This is a genomic window from Bradyrhizobium sp. 22 (genome assembly GCF_000482425.1).
GTDB classification, from domain to species: Bacteria; Pseudomonadota; Alphaproteobacteria; order Rhizobiales; family Xanthobacteraceae; genus Bradyrhizobium; species Bradyrhizobium japonicum_B.
The window spans coordinates 102,143-114,956 of sequence record NZ_AXVG01000029.1; the positions used below are offsets into that span (position 1 = coordinate 102,143).

11 protein-coding genes and 2 pseudogenes are annotated in these 12,814 nt (G+C 59.9%); 7 read left to right on the forward strand and 6 right to left on the reverse strand.

The genetic code is table 11. The features are described 5' to 3' along the window. Window positions 1-50: 50 nt before the first annotated feature. Window positions 51-1,493, reverse strand: coding sequence for a calcium-binding protein (locus K410_RS0100535; protein WP_028133036.1), 1,443 nt, complete (start codon window positions 1,491-1,493; stop codon window positions 51-53). Window positions 1,494-1,955: 462 nt separating this feature from the next. Between K410_RS0100535 and K410_RS36255 the strand changes: the two are divergent. Further along, window positions 1,956-3,119, forward strand: a pseudogene (locus tag K410_RS36255) (heavy metal translocating P-type ATPase); the annotation flags it as partial. Window positions 3,120-3,224: 105 nt separating this feature from the next. Here the strand turns inward: K410_RS36255 and K410_RS39170 are convergent. Beyond that, the gene (locus tag K410_RS39170) at window positions 3,225-3,569 is read right to left on the reverse strand and encodes a hypothetical protein (RefSeq protein ID WP_155253168.1); all 345 of its coding nucleotides are present in this window, start codon (window positions 3,567-3,569) and stop codon (window positions 3,225-3,227) included. Between the two features lie 132 nt (window positions 3,570-3,701). On the opposite strand from K410_RS39170, the gene K410_RS40890 reads away from it, so the two are divergent. Beyond that, window positions 3,702-4,106: a four-helix bundle copper-binding protein gene (locus K410_RS40890; protein ID WP_028133040.1), complete on the forward strand. Its 405-nt coding sequence runs from the start codon at window positions 3,702-3,704 to the stop codon at window positions 4,104-4,106. A gap of 239 nt (window positions 4,107-4,345) precedes the next feature. On the opposite strand, the gene K410_RS0100560 is transcribed toward K410_RS40890, so the two are convergent. Together K410_RS0100560 and K410_RS36260 are read right to left on the reverse strand one after the other, a co-directional pair. Continuing rightward, complete coding sequence (locus K410_RS0100560; protein ID WP_049819842.1) at window positions 4,346-4,918, reverse strand: type II restriction enzyme NmeDI-related protein; 573 nt, start codon at window positions 4,916-4,918, stop codon at window positions 4,346-4,348. Between the two features lie 18 nt (window positions 4,919-4,936). Continuing rightward, window positions 4,937-5,314, reverse strand: coding sequence for a response regulator transcription factor (locus tag K410_RS36260; protein WP_049819843.1), 378 nt, complete (start codon window positions 5,312-5,314; stop codon window positions 4,937-4,939). Between the two features lie 69 nt (window positions 5,315-5,383). Between K410_RS36260 and K410_RS39175 the strand changes: the two genes are divergently transcribed. After that, a complete protein-coding gene (locus K410_RS39175; protein WP_155253169.1) occupies window positions 5,384-5,722 on the forward strand; it encodes a hypothetical protein in 339 nt (112 codons plus the stop codon). A 317-nt stretch (window positions 5,723-6,039) separates the two neighbouring features. On the opposite strand, the pseudogene K410_RS40895 reads toward K410_RS39175, so the two are convergent. Next, window positions 6,040-6,246: pseudogene (locus K410_RS40895) on the reverse strand (TrbI/VirB10 family protein); the annotation flags it as partial. Window positions 6,247-6,781: 535 nt separating this feature from the next. On the opposite strand from K410_RS40895, the gene K410_RS0100570 reads away from it, so the two are divergent. Together K410_RS0100570 and K410_RS0100575 are read left to right on the forward strand one after the other, a co-directional pair. Continuing rightward, a complete protein-coding gene (locus K410_RS0100570; protein WP_028133041.1) occupies window positions 6,782-7,078 on the forward strand; it encodes a hypothetical protein in 297 nt (98 codons plus the stop codon). 443 nt (window positions 7,079-7,521) lie between these two features. Beyond that, window positions 7,522-9,630 (forward strand): heavy metal translocating P-type ATPase, encoded by a 2,109-nt coding sequence (locus tag K410_RS0100575; RefSeq protein WP_245269297.1) that lies wholly within the window; start codon window positions 7,522-7,524, stop codon window positions 9,628-9,630. Between the two features lie 1,016 nt (window positions 9,631-10,646). Here K410_RS0100575 and K410_RS0100580 read toward each other — a convergent pair. Next, window positions 10,647-11,636, reverse strand: coding sequence for a TorF family putative porin (locus tag K410_RS0100580; RefSeq protein WP_028133043.1), 990 nt, complete (start codon window positions 11,634-11,636; stop codon window positions 10,647-10,649). 255 nt (window positions 11,637-11,891) lie between these two features. On the opposite strand from K410_RS0100580, the gene K410_RS36265 reads away from it, so the two are divergent. Both K410_RS36265 and K410_RS38190 read left to right on the forward strand, forming a co-directional pair. Then, window positions 11,892-12,338, forward strand: coding sequence for a helix-turn-helix transcriptional regulator (locus K410_RS36265; RefSeq protein ID WP_049819844.1), 447 nt, complete (start codon window positions 11,892-11,894; stop codon window positions 12,336-12,338). Window positions 12,339-12,363: 25 nt separating this feature from the next. After that, a complete protein-coding gene (locus tag K410_RS38190; protein WP_080672099.1) occupies window positions 12,364-12,801 on the forward strand; it encodes a helix-turn-helix domain-containing protein in 438 nt (145 codons plus the stop codon). The last annotated feature ends 13 nt before the right edge of the window (window positions 12,802-12,814 follow it).

Genomic DNA, 12,814 nt, shown 5'->3' on the forward strand with positions numbered 1-12,814 from the left:
ACGGTGAAATCCGGTGCCTACTTCAGCGCCGTTTCGAGCGGTCGGCGCTCCTAGACCAGATGCCACTCGGTGTGGGTTCCCTGGAAGATCATTTCGCTGCCTTCGGTGCTGATCGAGGGGTCGGGTACGAAAGCCCCACCCTCGACGGCGTTGAACATGAAGTCGTCCTGGGCCAACTGGCTTTTTTGGATGCCTTCCAGAAAGATCGAGCCGTCGCTCCAGTTTACCAGGACGCCGGTGTGACCGTCGCCGTGCGGGGATAGCGAATCGGTGACACTTACCTCATTGGGGAGAATGTCCATGAACGCGATGTGGTCGAACGCGCCCGGCCCCGGGTCGAAACCCGCCACCACGACGTCGTTGCCGCTGCCGTGCGAGACCATGAAAGCGTCGGCGCCGTCGCCGCCGTTGTAGACGTCGTTTCCTGCCCCGCCTTCGAGCATGTCGTGCCCGGCGCCGGCGCTGAGATAATCGTTGCCCGCTCCGCCCATCAGGTTGTCGGCCATGGCTGCGCCGTAGAGCTGGTCGTTCCCGTCGCCGCCGCGGAGATCGTCCCGCCCGTCTCCGCCGCCCAGAACATCGTTGCCGGCATCTCCCGCAAGGTGGTCGTCGCCTCTTCCGCCGTACAGATGGTCGTCGCCTCTCAGACCGAAGTAGAAGTCGTTCTTGGCCGTGGCCTGGAAGACGTCGTTCTGTCCATCGCTGCCGTATTTGATGAGATTGCCGTCGACGGAGCGCTGGAATTGCGAGGGGGTCTCGCCTGCCGTCGTCGGCGCGCTCTCGCTGCCCTCATCCTTGACGAAGTGCTCGGCGGTGACGCGGTCCGCGTGGGCGCTCGCCGGGTCAATCAGGTGGCGGTCGTCGACGAACATGAAGTCGTCCTGCGCGAGATCCGCCTTGAACACGCCTTCGAGCAAGACCGACCCGTCGCCCTTGTTCGTGTCCCAACTGATTAGGACGCCGTCCTGCGTGTCCTTGAAGCGGAACTGCTCGGGCTCGATGTCCATGACGGCGAGATGGTCGAACATCCCGACGCCAGCGCGGAAGTCGGTGATGACGTCGTTGCCGCTGTCCGGAGAGATCATGAACGCGTCGGCGCCCGGGCCGCCGGTCAGAACGTCGTTGCCGCGCCCGCCGTCGAGATCGCCGTGGCCGCCTCCCTCATCCAGCACGTCGTTGCCGTCGCCGCCCATCAGCGTGTCGGCCTGGCCGCCACCCACCAGCTGGTCGTTGCCGGCGCCGCCGACGAGATGGTCGCTTCCTTCGCCGCCGATCAGACGGTCGTTGCCGGAACCGCCGATGAGATCGTCGTCCATCGCTCCACCGACGAGGTGGTCGTTCCCGGCGCGGCCGAAGGCTATGTTCATCTGTTCGTCGGCACCCGTCAACCGGTCCGAATGATGGTCGCCGATGAAGAGGAGGTAGTCGTCGAAGGTCTGGACGGTAATGTCGTCTCCGGAGTGATGATGCCGATCCTCGAAACGCCTGCTCATTTGGTTGCTCCCGGTTCGAACCCGACGAAAAGCGATCGGCCCGTCGGGCCACGCTCTGCCGGTCTTTCGAACCCCCGCGCCGGAGCTTTGTTCCTAGTTCTGTCCAAGCCGCACCCCGGGAAGAGCGGCCGATTAACGTAGGTTGATCGGCGATATTGTGCTTGAAGCGCGCCTGTCAAACAGGTCCGCCGATAGCCCGGTCCCTCGAGCGGCGGCGTTTGCACGATTCGATCATGCCCTCCTTGGCAGGCCTTGGCCCGCTGCGGTCGACCGCTCTGCCGGCAGGAAATCCGGCCTATGATCGGCGGGCACCGCCGCCGGACCCGACGACCGGGCCCCTGCTGGGATTCGACAAACGCCGGCAGCAGCATTAGCAAACGACGCCGGCAAATTGGACGTGGAAGCCAATTAAGTCTTCCGTCGGCCTGTTGGCTTCGAACTGCGCAGATAGAGTCCGCCATGGTCGCGTTTGTGGCGTTCGCCGCTTGGGCCGTTTACGGGCCGGAGCCACGACTCGCGTTCGGCCTGGTGGCAGCGGCAGCGTTCTCATTATCGCCTATCCGTGCGCGCTCGGCCTGGCGGCGCCAATGTCGATCATGGTGGGCGTGGGGCGCGGTGCACATGCGGGCGTCCTTATCAAGAACGCGAGGCGCTGGACCGCATGGAGAAGATTGACACGCTCGTGGTCGACAAGGTCGGTACGCTGACAGAGGGCAGGCCAAAGGTTGTCGCAGAAGTACCCACAAACGAGTACTCGGGGGCAACCGTGTTGAGGCGCGCTGCAAGCGTCGAGCGCGCGAGCGAGCATCCGTTGGCGGATGCGATCGTCAGCGCGGCCAGGGATCGCAGTATCCAGACGACCGACGTTAAGGATTTCGACTCGCCAGTCGGCAAGGGGCCCCTCGGAACCGTCGAAGGCAACGAGGTGCTTCTCGGAAACGCGACGTTCCTGTACTCGCGGGGCGTCGACACCTCCTCGCTGGAAGCGGAAGCCGAACGCCAGCGTGGCGAAGGCGCAACCGTCATCAACATGGCCATCGATGGCAGCCTCGCAGGCATCTTGGCCATTGCCGACCCGGTTAAGCAGCCAACTGCCCGAGGCGCTGCGCGAACTAGCCGTCAAAGGGGTCAGGGTCATCATGCTCACCGGCGACAATCGGACGACCGCTCAGGCGGTGGCGCGGAGGCTTGGTATCCCGCATGTGGAAGCCGAGGTTCTGCCTGACCAAAAGAGCGCGGTTGTCTCCAAGCTACAGAAGGAGGGTCGAAAAGTCGCAACGGCGGGCGCCGGCGTCAATGATGCGCCGGCATTTGCGGCCGCCGAAGATGGTATCGCGATGGGTCGGGCACGGACGTGGCAATGGAGAGCGCCGGAGACACCCTGCTCAAGGGAGCCTCACCGGCCTCGTGCGGGCGCGGAGGCTATCGCAGGCCACCATGAGGAACATAAGACAGAACCTCTTCTTTGCGTTCGCCTACAACGCGGCAGGAGTCGCGATCGCGGCCGGCGTGCTCTACCCGACGCTTGGATTGCTGCTGTCGTCGATCGTTACTGCGGCTGCGATGGCCCTCTCCACCGCCAGCGTGGTTGGCAACGCGCTGCGGCTGCGAACGGTGCGGATCTGACGTCGGAGCATGCGCGCCGTTGGCTTTGGCTTGCGTTCCGCATTCGGAGCATGACCGCAAGGCCGGCATCGCGAAATTGGCCCCGCTGGTTGCTGTCGGAATTGGTCAGGGAGACGATGTGATCGGGGAATGCGTGGCCCGCCGCACGCGTCCCTTGGGAACACCGTGCGCGAACAAACTGGACGCGGAGAGGCTGCCAAGAAGCTCTACCTTGGCATCATTCAGCGCTCCGCACGCCTCCTGTACGGCTTTCACAGCCTCGAGTTGATCGCCCTGATGCGCGTACCAGACCTCCTGCACGTGCTTCCCATCTCGTAGTTCAGGCCAAGTTACCAGGATGGCATAACCGTCCGCGGGAATCTCGAAATCGTGAAGAGTGGGCTTGGTTCGCTCGGCTGACAACGCATCTCCTTCCAAAACGACATCCGTTTCCACAAAGCGGCCAGCCAATCATGGTTCCTCAGTCTGCGACACAGGCGCCCTAAGGACGACGCGGTGAATATTTCCCAACCATTTGCCCATAAGAACCTTACCGCTCCTCGGGAATTGGTGTGCTTTGGTCCACAGCTCTTGGAGTTCCCAATGCATGTACATCAGATGATCAGCACGCACCCTCGCGTTCGCGGAGAGACGAATGACGCGCTCATCCGCTGCATCGAGGAGTGCTATTCCTGCGCGCAGGCATGTACGTCCTGCGCTGACGCGTGCCTGGGCGAGGAGAAGGTGACATCGCTGACCCAATGCATCCGGCTGAACCTGGATTGTGCCGACATTTGCAACATCACGGGACGGATCGCTACCAGACGTACCGGTTCGGACGAAGAGATGATCCGGAGGATGCTGGACGCCTGTGCTGCTGCGTGTCGGCTTTGCGCCGAGGAATGCGAAAAGCACGCCCAGATGCATGAGCACTGCCGAATCTGCGGAGAAGCGTGCCGCCGATGCATGAGCGCCTGTGAGGAGGCGGGACGAAGCATGAAGCACTAAGTGAGAATGGGGGACACCTTAAGACTTTGCTTCCCGCGCTAAGTACGGCAGATGCGGGCTGAAAGCGATGGAGGCGGACGAGGCCGACGCGCGCCGCTTAGAGCAGGCGCGCGATGCCCTGAATACCCTTCATTCCCGTTTCGAAACGGGCGATCGCGTCCTTGTTGCGCTCCCAGTTCACCGTAAAGCAAGAAACGCACCTGCAGGTCTGCCACACGACTGAAGTCAGACCGGCGAAGCTAGTTTCGCACCTCCTCCTCCCTGCCGTCAGGAGCGACCAGAAACAGTCCTCCCCGCGCATGCAGGTCTCTGCTCAGCGCAAGATCGAGCATGCGAACGATGCCGGAGTAGATGAACGTCGGCTCGACCTCGAAGGCGGCTGACACGCAGCTGCTCGCGCCGTCAATCCAGAGTGCGTCGATCAATCGAATCGACTCCGCGCTGGCGGCGTCTTCGACGAACGGCGGAAGATGATCAAGGCACCCGGCGGCCAACGTCGCACCGTCGTGGGCCCGCCCTCTATCGTCTGCGGCGATCCAGATCTTGTACCCGAGGGACAAGCCTAGGTCCCGGAGCCAAGCTTGGAATTCGGTGTGCGTGAGGGCGTTCTCGCGCGCGACCTCGATCGGACCTTCCAGCCGCTTCGCGGTCTCCCGTGCTTTCGAAAGTGCGGAGAGTCGCCTGCTCCGAGGCGAGGGGGTAAAGCGCCCGCTACCGACATCGAACAGAAATCCTGCGATTGCGCTGAGACTACTGCGCTGCTTGGACCCCCGCTGTGGGTCGATCTCCTCGTGGAATATCGGCCGCGCCAACGATTTCCTCGCGCGCAGTCATGCATGTTTCTCCGTGACAGAAGCGATGATCGCAATCAGCACTTCGCGGCTTACCGGCTTTGGCAGGAATGCCGCCGCACCAAGGGAGGCCGCTTTGTTCGCGATGGCCTTGTCGTCGGCTCCGGTCACGACAATAGTCGGAATGTTTATTCCCAGTCTCAGCAGTTCGCGCTGCAAATCGAGACCTGTCATTTCTGGCATATCTACATCGAGTATGAGGCATGCGGGCATTGCAAAGGGCAGCGCCGCTAAGAAGGCCCGAGCTGAGGAATAGGTGTGGCACTCGACACTGTCCGCCGCGAGCGCTCGCGCCAGAGCTACTCGCGTGGACGCGTCGTCGTCGACGATAGCAACATGGTCCGAAAGCTCTTGCATTGAACCGCCGCCAACTCGGTTTCTCCTGGCTTCGCGAAGCTGATGCTATTGAAGGCCGAAGGAGGTCTTTTGATCCAGATCAATGTCTCAAGAGGCTACTTCGCAGGAGTGAACGTCCTCAACAGTTCGCCTTTGCAAGAATGCAACCAAAAATGTCGCAAGTTTCTGCGCAAAAACATTTGGCTGAAATCTCCAAAAGTTGCTGTTATGAATACCGAGCATTTTGCGCCAAATTCCGCGCTTGTCCGCGTTCGGAACTACCGCCAAATCAGCTTCACACGCCATCGCGGCTGCGGACTACGGCAGTGTTCCGACGGGCAGCTAAAAGTCCTGTCAATCAAGCAGTCAACGCTCAGCCGCTCGATTCAATTGCTTGAACACAGAGTTGGAGCGGCAACATTCGAATGATCGAGAGATGGCGTGCGAGCGACACCGACCGGCCGGCACTTCTTGCGCATAGCACGCTCCATTCTTTAGCAACTGGATGCGCTTGCAAGCCTTACGCACGCCGCCGGGTTCTGCACATCACTTACAGCTGTAACCTCGGAGCTTCGTTGCTGGAGTTTCGTGGAGATACCCTGGTATTGAACTCTCAGAAGTCGAACGCTGGCGCACGCATCTGGCAACCACGTCTCGCAATGGTTTGATCGATGTTCTTATTTTGACGGGAACCTTCACAGATTTATCATCGACAATCACCTCAAGCTTAAGTTGTGCCAAATTGTTCATACTCGATAAGGTTCCAGGATCAAGTCGCGATTGACGATAAGCCGGGACGGACCGTCAGCGTTGGCTGGCGATTGAGATTGCGTCGAGCCACCTGCTGACCTGTTTGGTTTACGGATTCACCTGCGCCGCGTCGTCGTGCCTGGGCAACCGCTGTTGCCATTCTTGTTGAAGTCAGATCCGGCATTCACCTCCGTCCTTAGGGCAGCAGAGTTGACAGCGCGGCTACGGCCCTTATTTGCCAGGATCGCCGCTTGGCGGCATCGATCCGATGAGACCTGCGATCGCCGCCTTGGGCTCTAGGCTACCTTGTTTCCGCTCGCGCGTTCGCCAGCGGCTCACGCTCGCCGCCTCGCCCCAAATCGCTCGGCAGCCCTGCCGGCCGGAAATGCCCCCTGCAATACAGGCAAGGACGTTCGCGAAGGTCCATCGACAGCGGTTTCGCCATGCCCGCCGGCCTCCCGGCGAACAGCTTGAATCATCAAGAGTTCGATTCCGTAGTGCGCACCAAGCTCAACTGATTGCCGCTGCGTTTTTTGGCTCGACTCGGGACGACAGGTGCGAGTTAGATCAGCGTGTTCTGCCGCTCCTCGTATTGGGTGCAGCGATGATCGCCTCGTCGCACCCGGACAATTTCCGGAAACGGGGGATCACAACGAAGCAAACTGTGCATAGCCGCGGCGATGGCAAAGGTCCGCTAAGCGCGGCTGTCCGCGGTGTAGGTTCGCAGTCGACGCGAGCTTGATCGAGCCGGATGCTAATCGGCAGAAGGGGATCGAACTGACCGCTGTCGGAAACGTCCGTCTTTTGGAAGACCGCCTTGCCGCCGACGGCCGCTGTATCACGCGCGGTGCCTTCTACCCGCGGATCGACGTCGCCAATCACGACCGCAGCGCGCGCCGCTGGGAAGGCAAGCGCCGTCGCGCGGCCGATCACCGTGCGGCGCCGGTGATCAGCACAGTGCGGCCGTCCAAATCAATTTCGGGTCCTGGCCTGCACAAAGAGCTGGCGCGCAAAGCGATCGCGCGCCCCTCCTGACGCTAAGTGGTCGGGTCGTGATTCATAGGGCGGGAACCGACCGACGCCAAGATAGCGCGAGACCTTGGGCGCGTGCTCGCCATAACGGTACCTGTGCGCCTTCCCTTGAATATGTGATGAAGCTGCTCGCCCCAGGATTCGACGAAGAACTATTCGACCATACGTTCCGGGCCCTCCGCGTCCGCACTCACGGCCCAGCGTAGGCGCCGCCGCGTCAGCCTGGTGCGATTAGCTCGTGCAAAACCGCTATGAAGGCCGGGCCTCTCGCCGCGGACCCGGGCAGTCTACCAGCGGCGACTTGCGGGGAACTCGATTTATGCTCACAATAGACCGGACTGAGGTGACAAGGAACCCAGTCGCTCTGAAAACCTACTGACGGCAGACTGGGATGATAGGCGCCTGAAGCCAGGCTCCATGCCGTCATATGGTCGGGAAATGCCATCGTGAATTCAAGCAAGCATGGCCCCCACGGCGCGGAGCATCTTACGCGATCAAGGCCTGATTCGGCTGATCCGCAGCGCTCGTCCCAGAACGCGGAAATAGGCAATACTCACCGTCGCGCGCAGACCGATCATAGCGGCCACGACAAGCACGCTGGCCACAGCGTCGAGATGTTCCGCAACAGGTTTTGGGTTTGTTTTGCACTGACCATCCCGGCACTGGTCTGGGATCCGATGATCCAAGATTGGTTTGGCTTTCGGGCTCCGGCGTTCCCCGGCTCGGCTTACGTTCCTGCCATTTTCGGAACAGTTGTCTTTTTCTATGGTGGATGGATCTTCATCGAAGGTGGGGTCCGCGAATTGATGGCCCGGCTGCCAGGCATGATGACCCTGATCAGCTTGGCTATCAGCGTGGCTTTTCTCTACAGCGCCGCCGTCACACTCGGTCTCCGTGGTCACGCGCTGTGGTGGGAACTAGCGACTCTTGTGACAATCATGCTGCTCGGCCACTGGATCGAGATGCGCTCGATCTTCCAGGCACAAGGCGCGCTCAAGGAGCTTGCAAGGCTGTTGCCCGACAAGGCTCTGCGGTTCACCGACGATGACCAAACGGAGGAGGTTACAGTCGACCAATTACGCGTCGGCGATCTCGTTCTGATTCGCCCTGGCGCAAGCATTCCCGCCGACGGCATTGTCAAGTCCGGCAAGAGTTCGGTGAACGAATCGATGATTACCGGCGAATCCCGCCTGGTGTCGAAAGGCGAAGGCGACAGAGTGATTGCCGGTACCGTCAACAGCGAAGGTTCGCTGCGTGTCGAGGTGACAGGGACCGGAGAGAAGACCGCTCTCGCGGGAATCATGCGCTTGGTGGAAGAGGCGCAGACCTCGCGGTCGCGGGCGCAGGCGCTTGCCGACCGGGCAGCATTCCTCCTGACGGTTGTGGCAATTGCGGCTGGCGGAGCCACCCTAGTAGTCTGGCAAATACTTGGGGCATCGCTTGATTTCACCATCACCCGAGTGGTGACGGTGCTGGTGATTGCCTGTCCACACGCGCTCGGTCTTGCCGTTCCGCTGGTAACCGCGATCTCCACCACTATGGGAGCAAAGTCCGGCCTACTTGTCCGGGATCGGCGCGGATTGGAGGAGGCGCGCGATCTTAACGCGGTGGTATTCGACAAGACCGGCACGCTGACGCTTGGAGAGCACCGAGTAGTGGAAACCGTCACGGTGGCGGGAATTGAGGAAAACGAGGCTTTGAGACTAGCCGCAGCGGTGGAGCACGACTCGGAGCATCCCATCGCGCAAGCACTCGTCAAGAGCGCGAAGGAGCGCAATCTCCAGGTGTCCCGCGCGGAGGACTTTCAGGCCATGGCGGGTCACGGGGTCCAGGCTATGGTGGACGGCCGCGAACTAAAAATGGGCGGCCCTGCACTGCTGAAACGCCTGGGCGTGCAGCCGGCGCCCGAGCTGCGCGAAGCCGCGGAGCGTTTCGGGCAGAAGGGGCAGGCTGCCATCTATCTGATCGAGGGTGACGGTGTCGTCGCTGCCTTTGCTATCGCCGATGCGATTCGCCCGGAATCATACGAAGCGGTTGAGCGGCTGCACCGGGAGGGCATCGCGGTCGCCATGCTCACCGGCGATTCCGAAGCCGTGGCCAGAACCGTGGCCAAGGAATTGAGGATCGACACCGTCTTTGCTCAGGTGCTGCCCGAGGACAAGGCAGAGAAGATCAAGGAGCTGCAGGCGCAGGGCAAGCGTGTGGCCATGGTTGGCGATGGAGTCAATGACGCGCCGGCACTGGTGACTGCCGACATCGGAATCGCCATCGGGGCGGGAACCGATGTTGCAGTTGAGGCAGGCGACGTCGTGCTGGTTCGGAGTGACCCTCGCGACATCCCGCGCATTGTCAGGCTCAGCCGGGCGAGCTATCGCAAGATGCTGCAAAATCTTTGGTGGGCGGCGGGCTACAATATTTTCGCAATTCCTCTCGCGGCGGGTGTACTCGCCTGGGCGGGAATTCTCCTCGCGCCCGCTGTCGGCGCGATTCTCATGTCGGCGAGTACGGTAGTCGTGGCGATTAACGCGCAATTGCTGCGGCGAGCGGAGCTTTAGCTTAGAACGCACATCGAATTCGCACCCGTCGTCCCAAATCGATCCGAAAACCGCAGCGGCAATCAATTGAGCTTGGTGCGCACTATCGAATCGAAATCTACTGCCGCTCCTCGTATTGGGTGCAGCGATGGTCGCCTCGTCGCACCCGGACAATTTCCCGAAACGGGGGATCACAACGAAGCAAGGTGTACTCGTCCTTGGAAAACGGAGGTGGCACGCGCCAGCAAAGGGCCTCTCCAACAGGTACCGCGTACGAATGCCCGTCCTTTAGTTCGTAGCTGCACGAGTCAGATTTCTTGATCGCTTCTTGAGCGTGTGCATGGGCCAACGAAGCCAATACAAAAGATACCACGAGTAACACGCGCATGTTCTGTCCTCCGCGCATTTCACGAGTGGGGCCAGAGAAGGAGCGAACGACAATGCGCCCGCATTTGTCAGCTGGCATCAGAGCGACGGAGCAGCCCCGATGTCATACTCTGATCCAGAACTCGTTCAATTCAGTACGAGGTAACAAGTTAGATCAATCATCAAACGCGCTTTTGACGCAGATCAATCAGTTTTTCCAAATCCATCCCACGGCGTACCCCCCCCCCCCCCGCGGTCATGCCCACGGGTGCAAGGCCAAAGAGGTCGGGCGTCTCATGGTGAGGTCCCGGTCGTTGTCCAGCAAATGGCGGCCAAGTTTCTTGCCGGGCGGGGCCCGCCAGAGCAGATTAGAGAGACCCTTTCAGCAACCTCGCGCGGAACGACTGAGCGGAACCTCGACTCAACCTAAGCGCCCCTGAGTAGGGCAATGTGAGAGGCGCGTGGCGTAGATTCCCACCATTTGCTTATGGGAGCCGATAGCCGCCGCGTTTGTCCGGCGGTCCAAAAAGAGCACGCCTCATCTGAGGCTTTGTTGGTCGTGAAGGGGGGGCGGACCGACGAAGGGCACAATTTTCCCAATTCGCGCATCGCAAGATGAAGAAGGGCGACAGATCTCTCTCCCGCCCTTCGATCCTGTCAGAGTCGGATGCTTACTTCAGATTCGTAATTGCCGTCAGGTCAGCCGAGAGCTTGACAATGCCTGCGGCGCCGCACCAATTCGAGCCAACTCCGGTCGGATTGATCGGGGTGAAGCTGCCATCAAACTTGGCCGTGTAATCCCCAGTGAAGGCATTACAGTTGCCTTTGGACAGGTTGGTGTCGGAGTAACGCAGGTCGAGCGTAAAGACCTTGTAGGTGAAGCCAACACCTATGTTCCAGGTATTGTAGTCGGCATAGTGGATCCCCAAGGGAGAAGCTGGCACCCCGTAGAATGAATCGGTCGTTCCGAACCATTGCCGCCCGAACTCGCCGGACACATACATGCCGACGCCACTGCTGCCGAAGATCGTGCTCGGGGCGGTGTACTTGCCGATGATCGAGGTATAGTTGCCCCATGCGCCGGAGTTCAAAAAGCTAGGACTGTAATATTCGTTCAGACCGAATTGCCAGTTATCGTTAACCGTGTAGTTGACCTTGCCATAAACTTCGAAAAAGCTGACATCCTTCTTCATCACATTGCCATTAGGTACGAAGTTGGCGGCGCATTCGGCACCAAGGGGATTTCCCGCGAAATCCGCGGCAGCGCCGTAAACGCAGGTACCGCCAGGATACAGATAGCCCCAAACGCCGAAATCAAAGGCAAAGGCTCCGAACGTTGGGCGGATACCGCCATAGATGTCAATTTCCGCGGCAGGACGGTTTGTGAACGAGATGCTCTCTCCGGCCAGACCGACGTAGAGTTGCAGGTCTTTCGTGACGTTGAATCGAGGCTCGAAATAGGCGGCCACCGAGGGCTTATGGTTGGACTGCGTCACGCCACGGAAGATATAATCATTCATGATTGCGCTGCCGAACGCGATATCCCATGGGTCGAACGCAGCCGGGGGTGGCGCCTTCACGGCTTTGACCGGCATATCCGCGGCGAAAGCCGAACCTGATATCATTGCTAGCGCCGTTGCCAGCAAAGCCCCTGTTTTCATGATGTCCCCTCAACTTTAAGTTTCAGTTGCCGGAGAATCTGAGCGAGTGAGTGCGGCAACGGATAGGACACATTGTCGCTGAAGATTGACAGGCCCGTGAAGCAACAAACGTAGGCACGTGCCTAAGCATTGGGCGATTTCCGGCATTTCAGGCTGATTTCAGGCGTTCGTTGCATTTTCATCACACCTTAGGCTCCTATTCCGACGATATCATGAGCCGTGATGGGCCAACTTTCCGGTTCGGGAGACTTGCGGATGAACGGGGTTGAGTTGAAGGAGTGGCGCAGGGCCATGGGCTTCACACAGCAGCAGGCCGGAGACGAACTCGGCGTGACCAGGGCGACGATCCAAAATTGGGAGTATGTAATTACTCCCATTCCACTCACCGTGCCCTTAGCCTGCAGGCAACTCTTACGCCGAAAAAAGCGTCGCCCCGAGTTCGGACCGGTGACTTTGGTCTACTCGATCATTCCGCTCCCGAATGGGTCAAATCTTGCAAGCGAACCGGCTGCACTCACTTGCAAGGGGTGCGTCAATAACATTGAGGCCTTCCGAAGGATCAATGAACTCAGCGAAAATTCGACCTTCTTCAACGCGATGATATTAGATGACCTTGGAAGTGCCATCTGGAGCGGCAACGAGTTGACGAAGCAATGCGAAGATTTTAGGTCGGCGTCAGTGCACGCGCCTCTTGGTCTGTAGATTACGCCCGAACTGGATGACGCCGGTGGACTCGTGGGATCTGAAAAAGTGGCGAAAAAGATTTGGATATAACCAGTTTGAGGCGGCAGAGAAACTCGGAGTAAACCGCGGCGCAGTACAAAACTGGGAGCGTGAAATCAGACCAGTACCCAAGGCAGTCGAGCTCGCCTGCGAAGAACTCAGCCAGCTCGCGAACCGACATCCAAGCGTTGGTCCGGTCTTGCTTGTTTATACGGATGGCCCCCTCTTGCAGGCTTCGCAGGAGCCCTATCAAGTCTCAGTGTTGCGCTGCGAATCCTATCCAACCAACGAAGCCGCCATTCAACAGGCATGGCGTTTGACCCGAGATCCATTGTTTGTTGATCCGTTCATTCTCGCCGAAGACGGGTCTGTCATCTGGGATTCGCCGGCGCTTCTCAAAGAGTGCGACAGACGCTTCACTGACAAATCCAGATGCAGATAACCTGCAGACCAAG